General features: G+C 65.2%; 19 protein-coding genes, 2 tRNA genes and 1 pseudogene. 9 read left to right on the top strand and 13 right to left on the bottom strand.

The genetic code is table 11. The annotated features are described in order from the left end of the window. Positions 1 to 157: 157 nt before the first annotated feature. Complete coding sequence (locus F7O44_RS27575; RefSeq protein WP_187361683.1) at positions 158 to 2908, top strand: TrlF family AAA-like ATPase; 2751 nt, start codon at positions 158 to 160, stop codon at positions 2906 to 2908. A gap of 95 nt (positions 2909 to 3003) precedes the next feature. Here F7O44_RS27575 and F7O44_RS27580 read toward each other — a convergent pair whose 3' ends face one another. Continuing rightward, positions 3004 to 3531: a hypothetical protein gene (locus F7O44_RS27580; RefSeq protein ID WP_162453555.1), complete on the bottom strand. Its 528-nt coding sequence runs from the start codon at positions 3529 to 3531 to the stop codon at positions 3004 to 3006. 178 nt (positions 3532 to 3709) lie between these two features. Between F7O44_RS27580 and F7O44_RS27585 the strand changes: the two genes are divergently transcribed. Both F7O44_RS27585 and F7O44_RS27590 read left to right on the top strand, forming a co-directional pair. Continuing rightward, on the top strand, positions 3710 to 3925 hold the full coding sequence (locus F7O44_RS27585) for a helix-turn-helix transcriptional regulator (RefSeq protein ID WP_162453556.1): 216 nt from the start codon (positions 3710 to 3712) through the stop codon (positions 3923 to 3925). Then, positions 3904 to 5292 (top strand): tyrosine-type recombinase/integrase, encoded by a 1389-nt coding sequence (locus F7O44_RS27590; protein WP_222851767.1) that lies wholly within the window; start codon positions 3904 to 3906, stop codon positions 5290 to 5292. The genes F7O44_RS27585 and F7O44_RS27590 overlap by 22 nt, the downstream gene beginning before the upstream one ends. A gap of 118 nt (positions 5293 to 5410) precedes the next feature. Here F7O44_RS27590 and F7O44_RS27595 read toward each other — a convergent pair. Further along, a tRNA-Glu gene (locus tag F7O44_RS27595) sits at positions 5411 to 5486 on the bottom strand. Positions 5487 to 5973: 487 nt separating this feature from the next. Between F7O44_RS27595 and F7O44_RS31405 the strand changes: the two genes are divergently transcribed. Together F7O44_RS31405 and F7O44_RS27605 are read left to right on the top strand one after the other, a co-directional pair. Continuing rightward, entirely contained in the window at positions 5974 to 7602 is a 1629-nt protein-coding gene (locus F7O44_RS31405; protein ID WP_162453557.1) for a helix-turn-helix transcriptional regulator, read from the top strand. 126 nt (positions 7603 to 7728) lie between these two features. Beyond that, entirely contained in the window at positions 7729 to 8016 is a 288-nt protein-coding gene (locus F7O44_RS27605; RefSeq protein WP_162453558.1) for a nickel-binding protein, read from the top strand. 463 nt (positions 8017 to 8479) lie between these two features. Here F7O44_RS27605 and F7O44_RS27610 read toward each other — a convergent pair. The 3 genes from F7O44_RS27610 to F7O44_RS27620 all read right to left on the bottom strand — a co-directional run bounded on the left by F7O44_RS27610 (position 8480) and on the right by F7O44_RS27620 (position 10277). Next, a tRNA-Gln gene (locus F7O44_RS27610) sits at positions 8480 to 8551 on the bottom strand. A gap of 255 nt (positions 8552 to 8806) precedes the next feature. Next, positions 8807 to 9571, bottom strand: coding sequence for a maleylpyruvate isomerase family mycothiol-dependent enzyme (locus F7O44_RS27615; protein ID WP_162453559.1), 765 nt, complete (start codon positions 9569 to 9571; stop codon positions 8807 to 8809). Positions 9572 to 9581: 10 nt separating this feature from the next. Continuing rightward, positions 9582 to 10277, bottom strand: coding sequence for a spheroidene monooxygenase (locus tag F7O44_RS27620; protein ID WP_162453560.1), 696 nt, complete (start codon positions 10275 to 10277; stop codon positions 9582 to 9584). A 141-nt stretch (positions 10278 to 10418) separates the two neighbouring features. On the opposite strand from F7O44_RS27620, the gene F7O44_RS27625 reads away from it, so the two are divergent. Next, positions 10419 to 11033 carry a TetR/AcrR family transcriptional regulator gene (locus tag F7O44_RS27625; RefSeq protein WP_222851768.1) on the top strand — a complete coding sequence of 205 codons (615 nt, stop codon included), beginning with the start codon at positions 10419 to 10421 and terminating at the stop codon, positions 11031 to 11033. A gap of 53 nt (positions 11034 to 11086) precedes the next feature. Here F7O44_RS27625 and gltX read toward each other — a convergent pair whose 3' ends face one another. Together gltX and F7O44_RS27635 are read right to left on the bottom strand one after the other, a co-directional pair. After that, positions 11087 to 12613, bottom strand: a complete 1527-nt coding sequence (gene gltX, locus F7O44_RS27630) for a glutamate--tRNA ligase (protein ID WP_162453561.1) — start codon at positions 12611 to 12613, stop codon at positions 11087 to 11089. 214 nt (positions 12614 to 12827) lie between these two features. Further along, complete coding sequence (locus F7O44_RS27635) at positions 12828 to 13610, bottom strand: fumarylacetoacetate hydrolase family protein (protein WP_162453562.1); 783 nt, start codon at positions 13608 to 13610, stop codon at positions 12828 to 12830. A 180-nt stretch (positions 13611 to 13790) separates the two neighbouring features. Here F7O44_RS27635 and F7O44_RS27640 point away from each other — a divergent pair, with 180 nt between their 5' ends. After that, positions 13791 to 14654 (top strand): 3-methyladenine DNA glycosylase, encoded by an 864-nt coding sequence (locus tag F7O44_RS27640; protein WP_162453563.1) that lies wholly within the window; start codon positions 13791 to 13793, stop codon positions 14652 to 14654. 37 nt (positions 14655 to 14691) lie between these two features. Here the strand turns inward: F7O44_RS27640 and lplAB are convergent, their stop codons facing one another. The 3 genes and pseudogenes from lplAB to cimA all read right to left on the bottom strand — a co-directional run bounded on the left by lplAB (position 14692) and on the right by cimA (position 17860). Beyond that, positions 14692 to 15738: a lipoate-protein ligase LplAB gene (gene lplAB, locus F7O44_RS27645; protein WP_162453645.1), complete on the bottom strand. Its 1047-nt coding sequence runs from the start codon at positions 15736 to 15738 to the stop codon at positions 14692 to 14694. 11 nt (positions 15739 to 15749) lie between these two features. Continuing rightward, a pseudogene (locus F7O44_RS32155) lies at positions 15750 to 16076 on the bottom strand (nitronate monooxygenase); the annotation flags it as partial. A gap of 122 nt (positions 16077 to 16198) precedes the next feature. Then, the gene (gene cimA / locus F7O44_RS27655; protein ID WP_162453564.1) at positions 16199 to 17860 is read right to left on the bottom strand and encodes a citramalate synthase; all 1662 of its coding nucleotides are present in this window, start codon (positions 17858 to 17860) and stop codon (positions 16199 to 16201) included. Positions 17861 to 18102: 242 nt separating this feature from the next. Between cimA and F7O44_RS27660 the strand changes: the two genes are divergently transcribed. Together F7O44_RS27660 and F7O44_RS30775 are read left to right on the top strand one after the other, a co-directional pair. Further along, positions 18103 to 19119 carry a phosphotransferase gene (locus F7O44_RS27660; RefSeq protein ID WP_162453565.1) on the top strand — a complete coding sequence of 339 codons (1017 nt, stop codon included), beginning with the start codon at positions 18103 to 18105 and terminating at the stop codon, positions 19117 to 19119. A 21-nt stretch (positions 19120 to 19140) separates the two neighbouring features. Then, on the top strand, positions 19141 to 19638 hold the full coding sequence (locus F7O44_RS30775) for a GNAT family N-acetyltransferase (protein ID WP_162453566.1): 498 nt from the start codon (positions 19141 to 19143) through the stop codon (positions 19636 to 19638). 59 nt (positions 19639 to 19697) lie between these two features. On the opposite strand, the gene F7O44_RS27670 is transcribed toward F7O44_RS30775, so the two are convergent. From F7O44_RS27670 to serA, 3 genes are all read right to left on the bottom strand, one after another. Beyond that, positions 19698 to 20795 (bottom strand): branched-chain amino acid aminotransferase, encoded by a 1098-nt coding sequence (locus F7O44_RS27670; RefSeq protein WP_162453567.1) that lies wholly within the window; start codon positions 20793 to 20795, stop codon positions 19698 to 19700. A gap of 200 nt (positions 20796 to 20995) precedes the next feature. Continuing rightward, entirely contained in the window at positions 20996 to 22033 is a 1038-nt protein-coding gene (locus F7O44_RS27675) for a 3-isopropylmalate dehydrogenase (protein WP_162453568.1), read from the bottom strand. 812 nt (positions 22034 to 22845) lie between these two features. Then, positions 22846 to 24435: a phosphoglycerate dehydrogenase gene (gene serA / locus F7O44_RS27685; protein WP_162453569.1), complete on the bottom strand. Its 1590-nt coding sequence runs from the start codon at positions 24433 to 24435 to the stop codon at positions 22846 to 22848. Positions 24436 to 24465 lie beyond the last annotated feature (30 nt).

Below are 24465 nucleotides of genomic sequence, written 5' to 3' on the forward strand. Positions count from 1 at the left end.
AATGCGCAGGGCGAGGAGCGCGCGATCAGCGCAGCAGACGACCTTCGTGGTTGTATGGCGGGTCGCCGCACCTGCAACTGCGGGTTGGGGCCATGTTCGGAGACCAGGCATGGAGCGCTTCTTCAAATGAAGGGCGTCCCCTGCCAGAATCAACCCCATGGCGGCAGCCACTGATCCAGAGCCCCCGTGCGAGACATCCGTTGGCCAGACGCGGCAGCATGCTGGAGCACGCTGGTGGAGCCTCGATATCCATGCCCATTCGCCGGCGTCTTTCGACTACGGCGGCCTGGAAGGCAGGACGAACGACGACCCTAAGCCGTCCTTCAAGGAGTGGATTCAGGCCTACGTCGCTGCTGGCGTTGACGGCATCGTCGTCACCGACCACAACTCTCATGACGGGATCGAGCCAGCCCGACAAGCTCTCGAAGACCTGCTCCGAGTCGACCCTTACATGCGGCCCTTCGTGATCTTCCCGGGCGTCGAGCTGACAGTGACTGGTGGGATCCACATTCTCGGGGTCTTCGACCCAGGGTGTGACGCCGAAATCGTCAACCAGGCCCTAGCCGTCTGCCGTTACACCGGCACTCGCGGCGAAAGCGACGAAACTGCAAACATGACGGTCATCGATGCGGCTGCCGAACTTGTAGCGCTAGGCGGACTCTGCATCCCAGCTCACGCTGATCAAGCCCGTGGCGTGTTTGGGATGGACCAGCGCGAGCTCACGGCCCTCGCGACCTTACCCCATGTGCTGGCAGTGGAGGTCGTGGATGACGCGGAGGTCGGTACCGCCAACCGACTCGGCTGGATCCCCGTTCTCGGGTCCGACGCACATCATCTGACTACTGACTCCTGTCCAGAGGAACACGAGGCGAAGGCGCCGGGTACACACCTGACGCTCATCAAGGCGGAGGCCCTTGACCTGGAGGGTTTACGGCTTGCTCTGACAGAGCCCAGCGAATCAGTGCGCCGATGCCGGAGTAGCTACGAAGACCTGAACACTACCGATCATGGGCACATCGACCGCGTCCAAGTCATGCGTGGCGAGGTCATAGAGGAGTACCGCTTCGGCCCGTGGATGAATTGCCTCATCGGAGGACGTGGCGTTGGCAAGTCAACGCTCATCGAATTGCTCCGACTAGCGCTCGGACGTAGCCACGAGCTTGAAGGTTCTGTAGCGGAGGACCTAAGACGATTTCATCCCGACTCCGATCCCAGTGAGCGCTGGTGGGACGACGAGACTCAGATCGTCGTCGAGTACGTCAAGGACCAGCAACTACTTCGGGTCACCTGGTCAGGTCTGGAGCCGGACCGACCGGACCTTGAACTCTGGACGGGCAACTCCTGGGAGAAGCAATCGGGCCGAGCAGTCGATCGCGCCCCGATCCGCGTCTTCAGTCAGAAGCAGATCTACGAACTTGCCACGTCGCCTCAAAGCTTCCTGACGATCCTGGACGACATGCCAGCAATTCAAAGGAACGAATGGGACGAGGGGTACGAGGAACTACAGCTCCGGTTCAAGGCAGAACGCAACAAGCTCCGGCAGTTGCTTGCGGAGACCGAGAAAGCTGACCGGATCCGCGGACAACTGGAAGAGGTCCAAGGACGGTTGCGGCATCTGGCTCAGCTTCGGGCGAGCGACCAGTACCAGGAGCTTGAGGTGACTGAGGCGCGCACCCGGGACGCCACGACCGCCGAGCAGCAGGCCCTTAACATCGAGCAGAGGCTGATCACCGATGCCAGTACGTTGCGCGAGCTTGTGACTGATCCTTTGCGTGTAGGTGAGTTCGTCGCACGGGCCGCGACGTTTGCCTCAGCTGCGGATCTCTTGGAGCAGGCTGCAGCAGTTCTGTCAGCTGGGAGAGACGCGTGGGAAGGCCAGAACACGACTTCAGCGTGGCAGGAGCGGATCGCTGAGCTCAACACATGGCTGGGCGAACAGGGCGGCTCGTCGAAGATTTCCGCTGAACGGACGCGGGCCGATCGGCAGCGAGAGGCAGAGCTCGAAGCGGAACTTCGTGAGGTCGAGAGCTCTGAGGACAGGCGCCAACAGCAGCAGGCGGTGATCGACGGGATCATGGACGAGATCACTTTGAAGAGACAGCAGCTTTATGCGCGGCGGCGCGACTACACGGCGCAACTCAGCACAAGCCCTGATTCGCCTACGAAGGTAGAGGTCCACCACCAAGGCGACATCGAGAACCTCGGCGAGGGGCTCCGCGCGCTGCTCAACTGCCCGGAGTCCTTCGAGTCGGCATTCAGCAAAGACGGCATCGCGGCAGCGCTACTTCGACAGCAGCCAAAGAATCCCTTGTTTCCAGCAGAAGTAGAGAAGTTCAAGCAGGCGCTTATCGAGTTGGTGGAGGCGGGCTCCGACTCCGATATCGGACGATCCATCAGGGTGGACGCTCGCTTCTACAACCGACTTGCCAACGCTGACACCTTTGACCTGGTCACCGACATCATGCTGTGGTTCCCCGAGGACCACGTCTCGGTGCGCTACCGACCACGTGAAGGCGGCGACCTGATCGCAGTCGACCGTGGGTCTCCCGGCCAAAAGACAGCGGCACTGCTCACCGTCATTCTCCAGATGGGAGCCGATCCGCTGGTGCTCGATCAGCCGGAAGATGACCTCGAGAATAAGCTGATCAGGCATCTAGCCGTCGAGACGCTGAAGAACATCAAGAGCCGTCGGCAACTTATCGTGTCCACCCACAACGCCAACATCGTCGTAACGTCAGCCGCAGAGAACATCCTCGTGCTTCAGCATGGCGATCTGGTTCCTGAGATCGAAGCCAAAGGCACGCTCCAAACAGCGGGCGTGAAGGCCAAAGTCTGCGAGATTCTTGAAGGTGGCGAAGAGGCGATCACGACCCGGTATCGGCGGCTGATAGGACCCGTCAGCGCGTAGCGGTCGATATCGCCGTGGTGCGTCGAGTTGTCCGGGCGGATTCTCCTGCACAAGGGAGGTGAACCGTCGGCGGGCAGCTCCTTCGCGCACTGCCATCAGTCAGGCAACCAGCCAAGCCAGCCCGCCAGGGGGAAGACCAGTACTCCGCCGACGGCCGCAATAAGGATGCCTTGGACCAGCACGACAACCGAGGTTACGACCAGGCCGGGAGCGCTTCGTGGTGGTAACCCAGCAGCCGCTCGAATCCGTGGCCCGAGCGTGAGGAACCATGCAATGGCGCCGACGAACCCCTTCTCCCGCTCCGCCTGCTCGTCACCTTTGTGCTCAAGCAGGCCCAGGGCTTGGAGTCCAACTTGATTCACCAACGAGGGGTCCAGCATCGGCGTGTTGCCAAACATGGTTGACCACACCAGCGCGGGATTGATCGGCTGTTGCTGCCACGTGCCTGGCGGTTTGTAATCGATCGATACGCCAGCTGCATCGAACGCAAGTGCTGCGGGACCAGCAAGCGCCGCTGCCTTCGCTCGCAGTGCGTCCGCTTTCGCCTCGCGCCCACGTCGGGCGCGCCAAGCGGGGAAGGACGAGAGTACGCCGCTCGCCACTGGTTCGAGCTCTGCCAGCATTTGGTCAAGTCCCCTGGTGTGGTGAGTGGTGGGTGGAGTGGAGTGGTGTGAGTACCTACAAACGCTGCAAGTGCAAGGACGTGTCAACGGCAGCTGAATTTTGAGCAGGTAGCGGAAGTTGAATTTTGACCATCTTCCTGGTTTATGGTTCGTCGGTCGCGGCTGTGGGGACACTGTCATGGCGGCCATACAATCAACTCCTCACCGGCAACCCCGTCGGCATCTCACGGTGGCCGACATCTGCGAAGAACTCGGCATCTCTCGGTCAACCTTCTACGAGTGGCGCGCCAAGAAGACCGCCCCGCCGTGTATCAAGCTCCCCAACGGCGAACTCCGGGTCCGCGCTGCTGATCTCGACGCCTGGATCGAGTCATGGACGGAGCACACCGCCTGATGCTCACCAGCTACAACGCCCGCGTCTGGAAGACCACCGTTCGCAAAGGCACCCGAGTCACCACCTATTACGTGCGCTGGGGCGTAGACGGCCGGGCATTCAACCGGTCCTTTCGAAAACGAGCGCAAGCGGATAGCTTCCGCTCCGAGCTAGTGTCAGCTGCCCGCAAGGGCGAGGCATTCAATGTCAACTCCGGCCTACCAGAGTCGATGCAACAGGCCGACAAGGAGATTTCTTGGTATGAGTTCGCCTGCGACTACGTCGACGCCAAGTGGCCGAAGTCGGCAGCCACCACTCGACGCACCATCGCCGAGGCGATGACCGCCGTCACCTGTTCGATGTTCACCACCGACCGCGGTCAACCCGACGGCGTACAGCTCCGTTCCGCATTAAAACGGTACGCGTTCAACACCAGCCGCCGAGCCAGCCCCGAGATCCCCGAACACACCATGCACGCGCTGCGTTGGGCCAGCCGACACACCCGGCCAGCAGCAGACCTGAAGGACCCCCAAGTCCTACGGAGAATCCTGGACGACCTGGCCACACGCCTAGATGACACGGCTCGCGCACCGAGTGTTGTGTCACGGTGGCGACGAATCCTACACAACGCCGTCGAGTACGCCATCGAATGCAAGATCCTCACTACCAACCCCATACCGGCGCTCAAATGGAAACCCGCTCGCACCGTTCAGGCCGTCGACAGCCGCCGCGTCGCCAACCCGACCCAAGTGCGAGCATTACTTAAAGCCGTGAGCATGCGGGCACCTCACCTTGTTGCGTTCTACGCGTGTCTGTACTTCGCCGCCCTGCGTCCGGAAGAAGCTGCCGGGCTCTCCAAGCAGAATCTGACCCTGCCAGCTGAGGGTTGGGGCGAAATCCATCTCGAACGGGCGAGACCTCACGCTGGCAGCGAGTGGACCAACTCCGGAGATAAACGCGACAATCGCCAACTCAAGCAACGCGCGATCGGCGAAACCCGCACCGTACCGTGCCCGCCGGAACTCACCGCGCTGCTCCACCGCCACATCAAACGGTTCGGCACGACAGCGGACGGGCGACTCTTCGTCGGCCAGCGCAACGCCGACCACCTCCCCGTCCTTACTGTCACCCGAACCTGGGCGCGTGCCCGCGAAGCCGTCTTCGGCGAGATTGCCGGAACGTCTCACGTCGCTGCCCGGCCCTACGATCTGCGCCACGCAGCAGTGTCGACATGGCTCAACGCCGGCGTCCCGGCAACCCAAGTTGCCGAGTGGGCAGGCCACTCCGTCGACGTACTCCTCGCCACGTACGCCAAGTGCATCGACGGCGAAGCTCAGCGCAACCGAGCCAAGATCGATCAAGCCCTCGGCCGATCTCCAAGCCCCTGAAAACTTTGGCACGTATTTGGCACAGACAGCCGTAGAAGCCCGTTTCTAGCCGGAGACAGCCGCACATACGAAGATCGCCCCTCCACCGCGTTTCCGCAGGTGAGGGGCGATCTACCAGTGGTAGCCCCGACGGGATTCGAACCCGCGCTACCGCCTTGAGAGGGCGGCGTGCTAGGCCGCTACACAACGGGGCCAACATTGCCAGCGCGTAAGCGCTGCAGTCCGAAACTTTACCCGACTCCGAGCCAGGCTCCAAACTGGCCGAACAGAACCGTCTGGCCTGCTCATGAGCTGGAGCACCGGACTCAGACCTAGCATATCTTTCGATCCAAGAAGATCCACGAACGGGTAACTAGACGACTGCCACGAGACACCGGAGGCCAGCCAGGTGTGCTGGCACGCAGCCAAGGGCGGGTCGGGGCTGAGCAGCGTCGATGCCGGCGACGGCGCCGCCGGCCCGTACCGGTGTGGGAGGGTTGGGTGACACATGAATGACCGGGCGAATCGTGCTACTCGTCTCATCGCCATCACGAGTCAACGCAAGGGCAGTGTCCACGGCGGTTCATGTGATTTGCTACTGCCACAATTCGTTCACGTGTGGAGGCCCGGAACGCAGCGACTCACGGGGAACACGATGGCTGTGTCCCATCAAGCAGATAGGGGTGCTTTCAGGACATGGACATGATCGAGTCCGCCCGCGAAGCGTTCCACTCTCACGACTGGATCGGTGCGTACGAGGCGTTCACAGCCGCACGCGAGCAAGGTCCACTCTCCGCGCAGGACTGCCACGCCCTGGCGGAGTCCGCGTGGTGGCTCGGCAAGATCGACGAGTGCCTCGACGGCTTTGAAGAGGCGCATCGCCGGTACATGGACGCCGGGCAGCCGCTGCCCGCGACCAGATCGGCGTTCTACCTGGCCCTACATGCTCTCGAGCGTGGCGAGTCGGCACGGGGCAGCGGCTGGCTCACGCGGGTTCGGCGCACCCTCGCCGACGTACCGGATAGCGCCGAACACGGCTATCTCCTCTATTTCGACATGTTCGCCGCGATGGGTGAAGGCGACCTGGATACGGCTACGGCCCATGCGACGCGCATGGACGAGCTGGCGCGCCGATGTGATGATCCGAACCTTGCCGCCCTGAGTGTCGTAGGGCGCGGCCGGGCGTTGGTCAAACGTGGGCAGGTGCGTGACGGCCTCGCGTTACTCGATGACGCCATGCTGGCGGCTGTTTCGCAGCGGCTGGACCCGCTCTGGGCGGGGTCCATCTACTGCCATCTCATGGATGCCTGCCAAGAGCTGATGGACCTGCGCCGAGCGGCGGAATGGACGCAGGCAGCGACGCAGCGGTTTGACGATCTTCCACAAGCCAACATCCTTCCCGGGATCTGCCGGGTCCACCGAGCACAGGTGCTGCAGGTTCAGGGCGACTGGGACAGAGCGGAGCACGAGGCGAGCCGCGCCTGTGTGGACATGCTGCACGTCCACGTCGCTACCGCGGCCGAGGGCCACTATGAAGTCGGCGAGATCCGTAGGCTCCGTGGCGATCTGGCCGGCGCCGAGCAGTCCTTCAAGCGAGCGCATCAGCTCGGCCGCGATCCACAGCCCGGGCTCGCGCTGCTCAGGCTGAGCGAGGGCCGGATCGACATGGCGACCGGCTCCATCCGTGTTGCCCTTGCCGCTGAGGCGACCGACCGGCTCAAGCGAGCCCGGCTGTGTGCGGCGCAAGTCGAGATCACGCTCGCTGCGGGCGACGTCGAGACAGCCCGCACGGCTACTGCTGAGCTCGAGAACATCGCGCGGATCTACGACAGTGCGGGGCTGGACGCAAGCGCTCGCAACGCTCGTGGTCTGGTCAGCCTCGCCGAAGGCGAGCCCGGCCAGGCGTTGTCCAGCCTTCGGGTGGCGCTGCTGAGCTGGCAAGAGCTCGATGCGCGGTACGACGCCGCGCGGACCCGGCTCTTGCTTGCTGAAGCTTACCGTGCACTCGGTGACGAGGGTGCCGCTCACCTTGAGTTGGAGGCCGCACGCGACGCCTTCAACCGTCTGGGGGCTCCGATGGACGTGCCGTTCACAACCGAGACAGGTAGTGGCTCGGCTCTGCCCGGCGGTCTCACGAATCGGGAAGTCGAGGTGCTTCGTCTGGTGGCTACGGGGCGCAGCAACAAGGAGATCGCAGCGGAGCTGGTGCTGAGCGAGCGGACCGTTCACCGCCATCTGTCGAACATCCTCGGCAAACTCGGTGTCTCATCACGCGCCGGAGCTACCGGGTTCGCCTACGATCACGGACTGGTCGGGCGGCGGCGTGGGTAGATCTGCCCATTGCGGACCGCGGGTCGGATGGCCCGCGCTGCCGATGATGTATACCCGGGCACGGGCCTAGCGTCGAGGTTGTAGGGGCGAGCACGATTTCGCCTTCATCGACCCAAGGAGAGGGACATGAACCTGTACATGATCTTCCGGCGCAGCGGGTGGGACCCGAGCGAACTCGAGGCGGCCGACGCTCGCTCGAACACGGAGGCCGGCAAGCGCGACGACGTGCGCAAGATCCGTTCGTATGTGCTCGACGAACCGGACGGCAGAGTGGGGACCCTGTGCCTGTACCAGGCTACCGACCCCGAGGCGTTGCTCGAGCACGCGCGGGCGGCCGACCTTCCGTGCGATGAGGTGGTGCGGGTCACGGCAATCGATGTGATGCGTAAGGACCCCGAACTGAGCGCAAGCTGAGCCCGGACGGCGCTGAACGATCGTCCGACGCGGAACCGCCGACGCCGCGGTGAGAGACAGTAACGGCCACCGTCCGCGGCATCGCGGACGCTGGCCGTTACTCATCGCGACGCGAGCCACATGACAACAGACCAATGGACCTGATCGCCGGCCGGCTTCCGGCTCAGGGCCAACCAGGACGAGCTGCGAGTACACCTCCGTCAACGCCTCATCCCAGTCCGCGGCGGGATCAGGCTCGACACGAGCGACGACCTCGCCCTCCGGCGTCACACCTGCCTGGTTGGCGCCAGGACCCATCGAAGAGGCTGGCTCCCAACCTGGGGCTCACGATACGCCGTGTGCAAAGACGCGTGACGTACGGGCGTGCGCTCGGAGTGCCCAGATGATAGGCGTGACGTTCGGCAGACACCCAGCTCGTCGGCGAAGGCTGGAGAAGACACACGGCGACGCCGAAAGATGTGCGCTGGGGTACCAGGACTCGAACCTAGACTAAGTGAACCAGAATCACTCGTGCTGCCAATTACACCATACCCCATTGCATCGGACAGGATCGCTGCCCGATCGCCCGGTAAGAATAGCGTCCCAGCCGCTCAGGCTCCAAACCGGCACGACGCGAGGTAGGTCACCCACCCACTCAGCGTCGATCATGGGCTATCGCAGCCGTCACGGGCCAACTTTGACTGCAATAGCGCTCCTTGTCGGCAGGCTGGCGGCTCATGCCCGGGCAGGCGTAGCGCAACACCGTGTCGCGCATAGTCCTCGATGCCCCCGTCGGCTACGGAGGTTCCATTCAGAAGAAGACCTTGGTGACCAATAGTCCGTCCCCCTGGGCGCGACCGGAGAGCACCCGGCAGAACTCGACGGCATCCATCGTGAGCTGCTCGCCGCCGCCCCCGTGCCGGTAGTGACCCCCGATCGGCCCGGTCAGCTCCAAGCTGAACGGCTGACCGTGACGGGCACCCCACTCGGCGACTACGTCGGCCACGATCCGGCCGTCCGCCTCGGGGTCCCAGTCGAGTTCTCGCCCGGTGGCCCGGGCGATGTCGATGCGGTGGAGCCAGACGTCCCGGGTCAGGATCACGTCCATTAGGTGGCCGAGCACGATCTGGTCTGGCATCCCAGCGACCACCGACCCAGCGGCGGGCATCGCGATCCGCATCCGGCGCATCAATGCGGGGGTTCGCATCCGGCCCCGCACGGCAGCGGGTGCGATCTCGCGCAGTTGGGCGATCCGCTCGGGAGGGGTGAGGTCGGCATGAGCGGCGACCTGCCGGGCATTCATGGCGTCCAGGGAGCTGCCGCCGAAGTCCTTCTTGTGCCGGGCCGCCCAGACCTGCTCGCGGATCGACTGACGCATCGACGCGTGTCCTTTCGCGGCGCCGATCATGTGGCCAACCATGTCGGCCACCGTCCACGCCGGGCACTCGGTGCGCGCATTCCAGTCAGCCGGCTCGAGTTCGTCGAGCAGTGCGAGGATCGCCGTGTAGGCGTGCTCGGCCAGCGCGCGGGCGTCGTTGCGGCGTTCGATCCGGACGATCTCGTCGATAGTGGTCACAGCTGGCTCCTCACCTGGCGGGCTCGATGTCAGGCAGACGGGCCGCCTCGAGTGGATTGCCCCCGGTGAGAGAGCCGCGCAGGCTGATCGGGGCGTATCGGGCGAACAGCGACTCATGGCTGAAGCTGCGCCGTCGCTGCTCCTTGATCGCATGGGGATGCTCGAGGTGGGCGCGGCTGTAGGCGTAGCGCCGAACCGCATCGCTGTCGCGCCACAGCGAGATGGTCGCGGCGAACGGCAGGCGGACCGCGGCCGTCCCCCACAGCATGCCGGGATCGTCCAGGGCGGCCTTCTCAGCCGGCTTGCTGGTGCGCATGAAGCGCCCGAGTTGCGAGATCCGCAATGCGGACATGGTGATGACGGCGACCGGGCCATCGTGCTCGACCCGCCGTCGCTTGGAGACGTCCACGGGGAATCCGGCCCACGAGCCATAAGCACGCAGCGGCCGCAAGCGCGCCTCGAAGCCTCCGGTAAACCGCTGCCCGAGGGGATGATCGGCGAAGAACGCGTCGGCGGCCGCCTCATCGTCCCAGAACGCGATGAGCGCGTTGCGGCGCAGCGGCATCACCAGCCCGGCTGCCAGCGGAACCGCGAGGGCCGTGGTTCCCCAGCGCATGCCAGGGACCTGGGGGCGACGGACTCGACGCACGGCGGTGCCGACGCTGCGCAGGGGGTTCGCGGCCACGACGTGCACGGTGGTGATCATGGCCTCGCCCCTTCGCAGTGCCATCCGGACTCGAGAGCTGGCGCGACGGCGGCACCCTGCTCACTCTGCCTAACAATGTTAGGTTGACAGGTGAGGAACCGTTTCGTCAAGACTTTCCCGAACTAAGTTAGGCTGAGTTGCGTGAGAGCATCGGCATCGAACGACAGCACGCCAGCGAGCGGCGAGGAGACTCCCGTCGACACTCCGCGTCGCGCCCAGAACCGCGCCCGGATCCTCGAGGCCGCGTGGGGCTTGGCGCGCACCCAAGGTCTGACCGGATGGTCGCTGCGTGACCTGGCAGGCCAGGTAGGGATGCGAGCGCCGTCGCTCTACGTCTACTTCGACAGCAAGGATCAGATCTACGACGCGATGTTCGCGCAGGGATACACCGAACTGCTGGCCACCACCGGCTCCGTCGAGCTCAGCGACGATCCCGTCGAGGCGGTGCACCAGATGGCCAGGACGTTCATGAACTTCTGTGTCGCCGATCCAGCCCGGGTGCAGTTGCTCTTCTGGCGGGTGATCCCCGGGTTCACCCCCTCGCCAGCGTCCTACGCACTCGCCGAGAAGACGCTGGAACAGACCGTGGACCTCCTCGCCCGCGCCGGGCTCAGCACACCCGAGGCGTTGGACCTGTGGACGGCGATGCTCACCGGCCTGGTCACCCAGCAGGTCAGCAACGATCCCGATGGGGATCGGTGGGTCCGCCTGGTCGACCACGCCGTCGACATGCTGCTGGCCACGGAGCGGGTCTGATACTTTTCTCCCGCCAGCGCTACCGCCGGCTCACCAAGGCACTCAAGCCCCGCCTACGCCAGCTTCTGGATCGCCGCGTTCAGCCGGGCCAATGTCGCCTCACGACCTAGCAGCTCCATCGACTCGAACAGCGGCGGCGATACTCGCCGGCCCGTGACGGCCACGCGAACCGGGCCAAAGGCCAGCTTCGGCTTGAGCCCCAGGCCGTCGACCAGGGCCGCCCGAAGCCCCTCCTGGATCGGCTCGGTGGCCCACGTTTCCAAGCCCTCAAGCGTCGCCACGGCGGCCTCCAGGACTGGCCGTGCATCGGCCGTCAGTACCTTGGCGGCGTCGGCTTCGTCGATCTGGAACGCGTCGCCGGCGAAGAGGAACCCGAGCATGCCCACGGCCTCGTCGAGCACCGTCATGCGCTCCTGCACCAGCGGCGTCGCGGCGCGGAGCAGGTCGATCGACTCGGGCGTGGGCGGATGCGCGAGCAGCCCGGCCTCCTGTAAATGCGGCACCATGCGTTCAGTGAGCTCGTCGGACGGCAGGCGCCGCAGCCAGATGCCGTTGATCGCCTCAGCCTTCTTCAGGTCGAACCGCGCGGCGTTCGGATTGACCCGGGTGACGTCGAAGGCAGCCGACATCTCCGCCATCGAGAAGACCTCCTCGTCGTCCCCGATCGACCAACCGAGCAACGCCAGATAGTTCAGCAGCCCTTCCGGCAGGAAGCCGCGGTCGAGATACAGCTGCAACGACGATTCTGGTTCCCGCTTGGACAGTTTGCGGCCGCCGTCGCCGGTTACCAGCGGCAAGTGCGCGAATCGCGGCATCGGCCCGGAAGCGATTCCCAGGTCCCGGAGCGCTTGGTGCATCACCAGCTGCCGCGGCGTGGACGAGAGCAGATCTTCGCCGCGCAGCACGTGTGTGATGCCCATCAGGGCGTCGTCCACGGGGTTCACCAAGGTGTAGAGCGGGTGCCCGTTGGCCCGGACCAGCACATAGTCGAAAAGGTTGTACTGATCGACGCTGATCTCACCGCGGATCAGATCGGTGAACGTCACCGTCTCATCCGGTGTACGCATCCGCACCACGGGCTCGCGATCCTCGGCCCGGAAGGCGGCCACCTGCTCGCCGGTGAGGTTCCGGCAGTGCCCGTCGTAGCCGCTCGGTTTGCCCGCCGCACGAGCGGCTTCGCGACGTTCCTCGAGCTCGGCCGTAGTGCAGTAGCAGTGATACGCCTTGCCGGATTCAAGGAGCTTGGCCGTCACGTCCCGATAGATGTCGTAGCGCTCCGACTGCCGGTACGGACCGTGCTCGCCGCCGGCCTCGGGGCCTTCATCCCAGTCGAGCCCCAGCCAGCGCAGCGACGCCAGCAGTGCCTCGTAGGATTCCTCGGAGTCGCGGGAGGCGTCCGTGTCCTCGATCCGGAAGACGAACGTGCCGCCGAAATGCCGGGCGAACGCCCAGTTGTACAACGCCGAGCGGACCAGGCCGACGTGCGGGTTTCCCGTCGGGGACGGGCAGAACCGGACACGCACATCCTTCGGTGCCAGCTCGCCGAGCACAATCGCCTCCGACGAATTGCCGTCAGTCACAGAAATCACCTTCGAGTCTCAAATACCGGATTAGATGAAGAAACTACGAGCACAACTAAGCAGCGTAGCGTTCGAGGGCGAGCCGCCGCCTCGTTCGCGCTCGAACGGTGCCATCCCAGGAGCGGCACAACCCTGGCACGCTCAGACACGACGGCTGCCTTCGCCATCGCGGCGGGCCTAGTCCGCCGACGCCTCCGATGCCCGCGTCGTCGTTCTATTCGGCGGCAACCACCTGATTGCCCAGCACGCCGATACCCTCGATCGATACGACGACGTGGTCCCCGGCAACGATCGGACCGACGCCGGCCGGGGTTCCCGTCAGAATCACATCGCCTGGCAGCAACGTGAACGCCGCGCTCACGTAAGACACCAGCGCCGCGACGTCGAACACCATCTGCGACGTCCGCCCGAACTGTCGTTGCTCGCCGTTGACCTGGCAGCGCACTGAGAGGTCACTGGTGTCGATGTCGGTCTCGATCCACGGCCCGAGAGGGCACGACGAGTCGAATCCCTTCGCCCGGGCCCACTGATTGTCCTTGCGCTGAAGATCACGCGCCGTCACGTCGTTGGCGCAGGTGTACCCGAGGATCACCTCCGGCACCCGGTCCGGTGGTACGTCCTTGGCGATCCGGCCGATGACGACGGCCAGCTCGGCCTCGTGATGAACGTCATCCGAGATCTGCGGCAGCACGATCGGATCGTCTGGGCCGATCACGGCCGTGTTCGGAACCAGGAAGAGCAACGGCTCAGCCGGCACCTCGTTGCCCAGCTCGGAAGCGTGCTCCACGTAGTTGCGCCCAACACCGATCACCTTGCTCCGGGGGATCACCGGCGCCAGCAGCCGCACTTCTTCGAGCGCGAGCTTCTCGCCCGTCAACTGGATCGGCTTGTAGAGCGGATCGCCTTCAAGAACCGCTAGTACCGTCTGGCCATCTTGGTCCTCGCCGACCGCACCGAATCGGGGGTCGTCGCCCGTCGTGAATCTGGCTATACGCACGCTCCGGAGGCTATCGCCTCAGCGGTCCCCCTCAGCATCAAGGGTCCCAGTGCTGACAGCCGCCCGACCTAGCGTCCTGCGGGCGGAGGTCTCTGGCGCTCACTTTGCCGGACGCAACGTAGGGGTCCGGCAGGCGGCGATCGCGAAGAACACCGAGTATGTCTCTTACCCTTGACTACCGTGCGGTACCTGGATGAGCGAGAGTGGCGGCGGCGCGCCGAATCACATGAACGGCGCGTCGACGCACTGGTGGGGCCGCATCTGGCTCGTCGCGGCACCGGCCGCAAACACCCCGTCGAAGATTTCCTGTTCACCTACTACAGTTTTCGCCCAGCGCATCTACGCCGCTGGCATCCAGGTGCAGGCGTGGTGCTCGGCGGGGATCCGCCGCATGCGAGCTGGCGCGGCTACTACCGGTCGGCGCACGGTGTCGCCGTGGACGCGTCGTTCATCGAATCGCGCGCTTCGACTGTCTCGTGGGTACGTGACCTGCTCGCTGCCACGGCATCGCGCCCGGCGTTCACCGGCTGCTTCGGACTGCACGAGTGGGCCATGGTGTACCGCACCCGGCCCGGCGACGTCCGGCATGAAGCGTGGCCGCTGCGCCTCGGGCACGATGGCACCGACGACGTCGTCGAGTCGCACCAGATCCGCTGCTCGCATTTCGACGCGTTCCGGTTTTTCACCGACGACGCCCGCCCGCGCAACGCTGTGCAGCCGCGACGAGATCGGCAGATGGCGCTGGAGCAGCCGGGCTGCCTGCACGCCAACATGGATCTGTACAAATGGGCGTACAAGCTCAGTCCGTTGACGCCCAGCGAGCTAGTGGTCGACGCATTCGAACTGGCCAGAGAGATCCGAGAGCTGGACATGCGCGCCTCGCCCTACGATCTGGCCGACCTCGGCTACGAACCGATCGCGATCGAAACCCGAGAAGGCAAGGCACAGTACGCCGCCGCGCAGCGTGCCTTCGCCGACCGCGCCGCGGACCTGCGCGCTCGCCTCATAGGCGTCATCGACGCCCCCATGATCATTGGCCTTTGACCCCGCTATCCGGGGGTTAAAGGCCAATGATCATGGGTTAGGGGACGCGGTATAGCCACTCATCGGTGCTGAACTTGGACTCGACGCGGTTGCGAGCCTCTCGCAGCGTCGCCTCGTCGAGCTCACCGTCGGCCAAGCCGTACCGCGAACGGAACGTCGCCACCATCCGTTCGATGACGTCGGCCCGCTCCAGCCCGGTCTGGCTGCGCAGCGGGTCCACCCGCTTGTTGGCACTCTTGGTCCCTTTGTCCGACAGCTTCTCCCGCCCGATCCGAAGCACATCGAGCATCTTCGCGGCGTCGATGTCGTAGGCCATGGTGACGTGGTGCAGGACGACGCCGCCCGCCAGACGTTTCTGGGCGGCCCCGGCGATCTTCCCGGCAGGCGAGGTGATGTCGTTAATCGGCTGATAGGTGGCCTCGATTCCGAGATCGTTCAGCGCTCCAACCACCCAGTCGTCGAGAAACGCGTACGAGTCGATGAACGACAGCCCGGAGACCAGCGACTCCGGCACGTACAGGGAATACGTGATGGTGTTGCCAGGCTCGACGAACATCGCACCGCCGCCGCTGATCCGCCGGACCACGTTGACATCGTGTGTGCGCGCGCCGTCCAGGTCCACTTCGTTGCGCACCGACTGGAAGCTGCCGATGATCACCGCATTGGACGCCCATTCCCACACCCGCAATGTGGGCGGGCGCTCCCCCGAGCCCACCTGCTCAGCCAGAACCTCGTCGACAGCCATCTGCAGCGCCGGCTCATAAGGCTCACCGCGGATGAACCGCCAGTCATGATCGGTCCACGTCGTCGCGCCGGCTACCGCCCGGCGTACCGCCACAGCCACCGCGGCTGCGGTGAACCCGAGCAGAACAGCGTCGCCGAGCACCGCCTCGATGCGGGCGGTCAGCTGCGCCGCGGACGTCTCGACGGGGACGCCGCTGACCGCCTCGTTGATCCGCTGCAGAGCGTCGTCGGGTTCAAGGAAGAAGTCGCCACTGATGGTCGCCTTGTCGATGATCCCGTCGACGACGACGAGGTCGGCCACGACGAGCTTGCCACCCGGCACCTTGTATTCACCATGCACGCCTAGTGCAACCGGCCGGCCCGCCGCGGTGTTCCGCACCCCCTCCCCTGTGCTTCCGCCGCAGCCCGCAAGGCCGCCATGGCCGGTGACGCCAGTGGGAACTCCGGAACATCGGCCCGCAGCACGCCCAGCTCCCGCATCGCCCGATTCACGATTCCGCGCGCCGGGCGGCCGCTGAACACATTGGTGACCGCCGTATGCGACGCTTGGGGCCCGGTCAGGGCGCTGCGGTGAACCGGCGACGTGGTTGCCTCCGGGCAGAGCAGGTAGGCGGTACCGACCTGGACGCCAGCAGCTCCCAGCGCCAGGGCTGCCTCGACCCCGGCGGCGTCGGCGATCTCCTCGTAGTAGGGCGCCAGGACGACTCACCCGGCCCTTCGATACCAAGAACGACACGAACGGCCGGGTTGAAACGGTCCACCCGTCGCTCTTGGTATCGAAGATCAGCGCATACTGCGGCTCAAGACACGCGTTCGACGTCCTGGCGCAGTAGGCCGTAGGTCACACCGTCGACCAACGCCTCCCACGACGCCTCGATGACGTTCGCGCCGACGCCCACCGTCTCCCAGGAGCGTGCGCCGTCGGTCATCTCGACCAGCACCCGGGTCACCGCGTCGGTGCCGTGAGACGCGTCGAGGATACGGACCCGGAAGTCGATCAGCTCGATCTTGTCGATCTCCGGATACAGCGTGCCGATGGCGGTGCGCAGCGCGTGGTCCAGGGCGTTGACCGGCCCGTTGCCCTCACCGGTGACGACGGCACGCTCGCCACCGGCGCGCAGCTTGACCGTCGCCTCGCTGACGGCCTCGCTGCCGGGCCTCGACTCGGTGATCACCCGCCAGCTTTCGACGTCGAAGAAGCGGGTCCGCTCGCCTTCGGCCTCCTGGCGCAGCAGCAGCTCGAACGACGCGTCGGCCGCCTCGAACGTGTAACCGGCTGCTTCGAGTTCCTTCACCCGCTGGGTGACCCGGGTGACCAGCTCGCGGTCGTTGGAAAGGTCGAATCCGAGCTCACGGCCCTTGAGTTCGATGCTGGCCCGGCCGGCCATGTCCGACACGAGCATCCGCATGTCGTTGCCGATCTGGCCGGGGTCGGTGTGCTGATAGAGGTCGGGGTCCACCTTGATCGCGCTGGCGTGCAGACCGGCTTTGTGCGCGAATGCACTGGAGCCGACGTAAGGCTGGCGCGAATAGGGAACGATATTCGTGAGCTCCGAGACGGCGTGCGCGATCCTGGTCATCTCGGTCAATGCACCGGTCGGCAGCACTTGGCGGTCCCGTTTCAGTTCGAGATTGGCCACCACCGTCATGATGTCCGCATTTCCGGTCCGCTCACCCGTTCCGTTGACGGTTCCCTGGACATGGCTGGCGCCGGCATCGATGGCTGCGAGCGAGTTCGCCACGGCGCATCCGGTGTCGTTGTGAGCGTGGATACCGAGCCGGGCTCCGGTGGCTTCGGCCACGCTGGCGACGGCCGCGTGCACGTCGTCGGGAAGCATGCCGCCGTTCGTGTCGCATAGAACGACGACGTCGGCACCGGCCTCCATCGCCGCGCGTACCACCTCGAACGAGTACGACGGCTCCAAGCGATACCCGTCGAAGAAGTGCTCCGCATCGACGAAGACCCGCCGTCCCTCGCCAACCAGGAAGGACACGGTGTCGCGGATCATCTCCAGGTTCTCCGCCTTGGTGGTGCGCAGCGCCCGCTCCACATGTCCGACGTGGCTCTTGGCGACGAGGGTCACCACCGGTGTTTCGGCGTCGACCAGGGCCCGTACCAGCTCGTCGTCGGCGGCGCGGCCACCTACCTTGCGGGTCGCGCCGAACGCGGCCAGTGTCGCCGTGGTCAGCTGCAACTCATGACGGGCGCGCCGGAAGAACTCCGTGTCCTTGGGCACGGCTCCGGGCCAGCCGCCTTCGATGAATCCCACCCCGAGTTCGTCGAGGTGCCGGGAAATCGCCAGCTTGTCCTGGACCGACAGGGACAGCCCTTCCTGCTGTGCCCCATCCCGCAGCGTTGTGTCGTAGACGTGGAACTCCTCGACGTCCACGGTGCTTGTCTGGCCCTCGGTGCTGGTCACTTCTCTTCCCCGATCCTTGTCTGGATGGATAGCTGTCCTCATGTCGCGCCGGCCCTGAAATGTGGCTGGTGTACACCACGCGCCTGGAACGCAAAAAACCCCTCGCAGAAAGCGAAGGGTTTTGCGCGCCTGGCGTTGGTGCTCAGTGCCGGCGCGCCTAGATAATAATCATCTGGAAGTACATCGTTACGAAGCATGCCACAGACCAGTCTCAGGATCCAGTACTTCCGTCCACATAATGGTCGCGGCCCCAAGCTGTCACCCGCTAGGCGACACTGTCTTACGTGCGTGTCCCAACGACCAGTGCCGACATCACCAACGCCTGGCTGGGCCGCGTCTTTCCCGGTCGGGCGAGCACCACTCACGTAGCCGAGCCCGAACGCATCGGCGCTGAGTACGGCTTCGCCAGCCAGCTGTACAGGGTCCGTCTGGACTCGTTCTCCGTCGTCGTCAAGCTGTGGCCCACCGACTCCGTTGCCGGGTCGCGTGAAGTCATGGTCTTCCGTGCCTTCGCTGCGGCTCCAGGTCCACGGGTCCCGGCGTGTTACCACGCGGCTGTCGACGACGCCGCCCAGCGTGGCGTCCTGGTTCTAGAAGACCTGCACAATGTGCGCCAAGGCGACTGCCTCACCCGGTTGACTGCCCCCGCTGCCGTGCTTCTCGCCAGATCGGTTGCCGCACTGCACGCCACCTGGTGGCGCGACCCGATGGTCGTGAGCGCCGACTGGCTGCTCGACCTTGAGGTGAGCCGCCGCGACGAAGCCTGGTACTCGCAGCGGATCGGCACGGTACTCGACCGCTTTGGGAATCGGCTGCACACCGCCACCCGGCGAGTGGTGGATGACGCCCCGCGAATCGCCGGGCACGCCCATGCGGAACTCGCTGCGGCAGCGCCGACACTGCTGCACCGGGATCTACATCTGGACAACGTCGTGTTCGATATCTCGACCGACGAGCCCATCCTGCTCGACTGGGCGCTGGCGTCACGCGGACCAGCGGTGCACGACCTCGCCAAAGTCGTCTTCACCGTCGCCGAGCCGGCCGACATCGACCTCGTGCTCGACGCGTACCTGAACGAGGTGCGCCGCCGCGGCGTCGACGAATTGGACCATGCGACGCTCATCCATCACCTAGAACAGGCCCTCCTGCTCTACGCGATCAACGACACATACGGCAAGGCGCGATGGGTGCCATCCACTCCGCGAGAGCAACAGATCATCGACACGGAGATCAGCCGCGTGGGGCTCGCCCTCGAGATGTGGAATCGGCTACGCCCTGGGCTCTTCACACGAATAGCCTGATCTCTCCTAGAATCTGGCGTTGTGACGCCCTCCAGCCAGTCCGTCGCCATCCGGCCGATCGGCCCGTCGGACCGCGACACGGTCCGCACCATCCTCGGGGACTCGTGGAACCAGACTCAGATCGCGACCCACGGCGTTCTACACGATGCTGCCGAGCTCGCCGGGTACGTCGCGGAGATCGGTGCCCAGCCCGCCGGCCTGATCACCTACAGCCCCGATGAAGACGGCTGGGAGATCATTACGCTCAACGCCACCGTGGCCGGCCACGGCGTCGGCACAATGCTGCTGCGAGCTGTCGAAGAGGCTGCTCGGGCCGCGGGCGCCGCCCGCCTCTGGCTGATCACCACCAATGAGAACGTCCACGCGTTGCGCTTCTACCAGCGTCGAGGTTTCGACCTGGTGGCCCTACATCGCGATGCCGTGACCCGCGCCCGGGCCGAACTCAAACCGTCCATTCCCTTGGAAGTGGACGGCATTGCCCTGCGGCACGAGATCGAACTCGAACGTCTGCTCAGCTGACCGGCCCCTGCACCGCCGGCATTCCCTGTTGCCTGCTTGCCCCGAGAGCGGGCCGACAATCAGACGATGCGGTGCATCCAGCCGCGCCGGTCCTGGGCACGGCCGTACTGGATATCGAGCAGCGCGGCGCGGATCTCCCGGGTGACCGGGCCGGTTTCCTCGCCCATGACGAGCTCCCCGCCCGTCCACGCCAACCGGCCCAATGGCGTGATGACCGCGGCCGTGCCGCAGGCGAAGACCTCGGTGATCTCGCCGGAGGCGACGCCGTCTCGCCACTCGTCGATGGAGACGGGGCGTTCCTCGACCTTGTAGTCGAGGTCACCGGCCAGGGTCAGAATGGCGTCGCGAGTGATGCCCTCCAGGATGGTTCCGGTCAGCTGCGGTGTGGTGATCGAGCCGTCGGCGGACACGAAGTACAAGTTCATCCCGCCAAGCTCCTCGACCCACTTACGCTCCAGCGCATCGAGGAAACACACCTGGTCGCAGCCGTTGGCGATGGCCTCCTGCTGGGCGATGAGGCTGGCGGCGTAGTTTCCGGCACACTTGGCCGCGCCGGTGCCACCGGGGGCCGCCCGGGTGTACTCGGACGAGAGCCAGATGCTGATCGGCTTCACCCCGGAAGCGAAATACGCACCGGCAGGTGAGGCGATCAGCGAGTAGGTGACATGTTTGGCCGGGCGCACGCCGAGAAAGACCTCGGAGGCAAACATGAACGGCCGCAAGTACAAGCTGGCCTCGCCGCCGGTGGGCACCCATTCGGAGTCGGTCCCCACCAGCAGATCGATCGAATCGACGAATGCCTCAACCGGCAGTTCGGGCAACGCCATCCGGGCGGCGCTGCGCTGGAACCTGGCCGCGTTGGCCTCCGGGCGGAACGCCCAGATGGAGCCGTCGTCGTGCCTGTACGCTTTGAGCCCTTCGAAGACGGACTGGGCGTAGTGCAGGACCGCCGTCGCGGGGTCGAGCGACAGTGGGCCGTAGGGGCGCAGGCCAGCATCGTGCCAGCCGGCCTCCGGCGTCCACGCAGCGGTGATCATGTGGTCGGTGAACGACGTACCGAACCCCGGCGCGGCGAGGATCTCGGCACGACGCTCCGGCGTTACCGGGCTCGACGAAAGGGTTGTCGAGAACTCCAACGCCGGCCCGGTCGCGGTCATGACGTGATCCCTTCACGATGAATGGTCTGAGGCCGACAAGTTTAGACCTCGACATTGACGTCCTTGCACCCACTAGTAGGACATCCAAGCAAACGCTACCGCGTGCGACGCTCACGGTAAACCGCGCACTCCCCCACCACCCCCGATGATCATGAACACTTATCGACCAATACGGTCGCTAAGTGTTCATGATCATCTGGTCAGGAGGAGACGCGTGCGGCCAAGGCGTCACCGATCTCAGTCGTGCGCCGTGGCGTGTCGCCACGGCTGGCCAGGTCGGCGGCCACGGCGTCGTTCACCTTCTGCGCAAGGTCGGGTATGCCCAGATGCTCGAGGAGCATCGCCACGGAAGACACAGTGGCGGTGGGGTCTGCGATGCCCTGCCCCACGATGTCCGGCGCGGACCCGTGGACCGGTTCGAACATCGACGGAGCCGTGCGTTCCGGGTTGACGCTGCCGCTGGCCGCCAGCCCGATGCCGCCCGCAACCGCCGCGGCGAGGTCGGTGACGATGTCACCGAACAGGTTGTCCGTCACGATGACGTCGAAGCGCGCCGGATTGGTGACCATATGGATCATGGCCGCGTCGACGTGCATGTAGTCCACGGCGATATCAGGGAACTCCCGCCCCACCCGCTCCACCGTCCGGCGCCACAGATGTCCCGCGTGAACCAGCACGTTGTGCTTGTGAATGTAGGTCAGCTTGCGCCGCGGGCGATCATTGGCGCGGCGGAACGCGTCGCGGACCACCCGCTCGACACCGAAGGCTGTGTTGACACTGACCTCGGTGGCGATCTCGTGGGGTGTGTCGACCCGCAGCACACCCCCGTTACCGACGTAGGGCCCCTCGGTGCCCTCGCGGACGACGACGAAGTCGACCTCACCAGGGTCGGCCAACGGCGTCTGGACGCCTGGGACGATCCGGGACGGGCGCAGGTTCACGTAGTGGTCGAAGGCGAAGCGAAGCCTCAGCAGCAGCCCCCGCTCGAGCACACCGCTCGGGACGCCGGGATCACCGACCGCGCCGAGCAGGATGACGTCATGCCCGCGCAGCTCTTCGAGAACCGAGTCCGGAAGGGTTTCGCCTGTGGCGTGCCAGCGCCGTGCACCCAGGTCGTATTCCGTGGTGGAGACCTTGAGATCGGTCCCGGCAGCGTCGAGGACCTTCAGAGCTTCGGTGACGACCTCCGGGCCGATCCCGTCGCCCGGGACAACTGCGAGATTGATGTTCTGCGTCATGAGCGACCACGTTATCCGCGTCGTCCAGCACCCGGTACAGAACTCTCATGATACGGACGGCATCCTTGCCGGTTGCCGCTCAATTCACAGTAGACAATGGCGCCTGCCCATGATCATTGGCCTTTAGCCCCATCATGGCGGGGTAAAGAGCCAATGATCATGGGCAGGGGCGATGTCGGTCAGTGACCGGTCTCGCCGCCGTTGTCGCGGCGGTCCATCGCCTCTTGCAAGGCCTGCTGGGCTTTGCGCTCTTCTTCGGTCATGTTGCTCACTCCGGCATGTGTATGTGCTGCGATTATTGCGACGAGGTGGGTGTTCACTCCGCGTGTTCCGGCGGGTCGCGCCTGATACCGCTGAGATTGAACATCGACGGGGACGGTATTGCGTCCGTGGCAGCGGATACAACGCTTTAGCTGTGTTCCACCGGTCTGATTCCTGTCGGGACATCCGGATCGCGGAGTCTCGCAGTGTCCTCGTCACAGAACTTGGTCGGCCAGCCAGGCAACGCCAACTCCGCGACGAGGAGCCAGCCTATCGGGCCTCGTCGCGGCAGCTAAGAATGCGTACCGACCACAGCATGATGTTTCGACGTTACGCCGCCACAGCCATTCTGTCTCGCCCATCGACACAACGTCTCACATTCCGGGACGCGCCCCAATGATCATGTTTGGTGGGTTTGCTCGTGCCTCACCATGCCTGCAGGCGTGTCGACGCACGTGAGAACCCACCAAACATGATCATTTGGAGGAGCGGGCGGGATCTCTCACCGTCCGGCTTGCTAGGCGATGAGAGGTCCCGGCGCGGGAGCCTGTTCAGTCGTCGAGGTCGACGGTGCGGCCCCACTCCGCGCCGATCGCCTCGACGATGTTGTCCATGGCCGGTGCCGGAATCGCCTGGTCAACCGTCATCGCAACCAGGGCGTGCCCGCCGCGAGTATCACGACTGACCTGCATCCCGGCGATGTTGATGTCGGCTTCGCCCAAGATGCGCCCGACCGTGCCGACCATGCCGGGCCGATCCACGTACTGGAAAAAGGCCATGTGCTCGCTCGGGAAGGCCTCGATGTCGTGACCGAGAACCTCCACGATCTTCTCGATGTGCTTCGGGCCGGACAACGTGCCCGATATGGAGACGGTCCGGCCGTCGGCCATGACACCCCGGACGGTCACAACATTCCGGTAGTCCGGCGAGTCCTCGTTGGTCACCAGCCGCACCTCGACGCCACGGTCGGCGGCGATCACCGGAGCGTTGACGTAGGAGACCTGCTCCTCCACGACGTCGGCGAAGACACCCTTCAGGGCCGCAAGCTCGAGGACCTTGACGTCGTGCGCCGCGATCTCGCCACGCACCTCGACGTCGAGCTGTGCCGCGGCGCCCCCGGCCAGCGCGGTGAAGATCCGGCCCAGCTTCTCGGCCAGCGGAATGCCCGGGCGCACGTCCTCAGCGATCGCGCCGCCCTTGACGTTCACCGCGTCCGGCACCAGCTCCCCGGCCAGCGCGAGCCGGACCGATTTGGCCACCGAGACGCCGGCCTTCTCCTGCGCCTCTGCCGTAGACGCGCCGAGGTGCGGGGTGACGACGACGGACTCGAACTCGAACAGCGGCGAGTCGGTGCACGGCTCCGAGGCGAACACGTCCACCCCGGCACCAGCCACTCGGCCCTCCTTGAGCGCCACCGCGAGCGCGTGCTCGTCCACGATGCCGCCACGGGCCGCGTTGATGATCTGGACCGTGGGCTTGACCTTGGTCAACGCTTGGTCACCGATGAGCCCAGCGGTCTCCGGCGTCTTGGGCAGGTGCACCGTGATGAAGTCGCTCTTGCGGAGCAATTCGTCGAGCGAGACGCTGCGCACACCCAGCTGGGCTGCCCGCGCGGTGGAAACATAGGGGTCATAGGCGATCAACTCGGTGCCGAACGGTGCGAGACGCTGCGCGACCAGCGCCCCGATGCGGCCGAGACCGACGATGCCGATGGTCTTCTCGTAGAGCTCAACGCCGGTGTACTTGCTGCGCTTCCACTCGCCGTTCTTCAGCGCCTGGTTGGCTGGGGCGATGTTGCGCGCCGTGGCCAGCAGCAGGCCGACGGCAAGCTCGGCCGCGCTGGTGATGTTGGAGGTCGGTGCGTTGACGACCATGACACCGGCCTGGGTGGCGGCTTTCACGTCGACGTTGTCCAGGCCCACACCGGCTCGTGCGATGACCTTGAGGTTGTTGGCAGCGGCGATAGCTTCGGCGTCGACCTTGGTCGCGCTACGGACCAAGATGGCGTCGACATCAGCTATGGCCGGCAGCAGCGCCGAACGGTCGGCGCCGTCGGTGTGCCGGATCTCGAAATCCGGGCCAAGCGCCTCGACCGTAGCCGGCGACAATTCTTCGGCGATCAGTACGACGGGCTTGCTCACGTGGTTTACACCCTCTTCTAGTGTCGTGCG

The sequence above is a fragment of the Phytoactinopolyspora mesophila genome (assembly GCF_010122465.1).
In the GTDB taxonomy this organism is placed as follows: domain Bacteria; phylum Actinomycetota; class Actinomycetes; order Jiangellales; family Jiangellaceae; genus Phytoactinopolyspora; species Phytoactinopolyspora mesophila.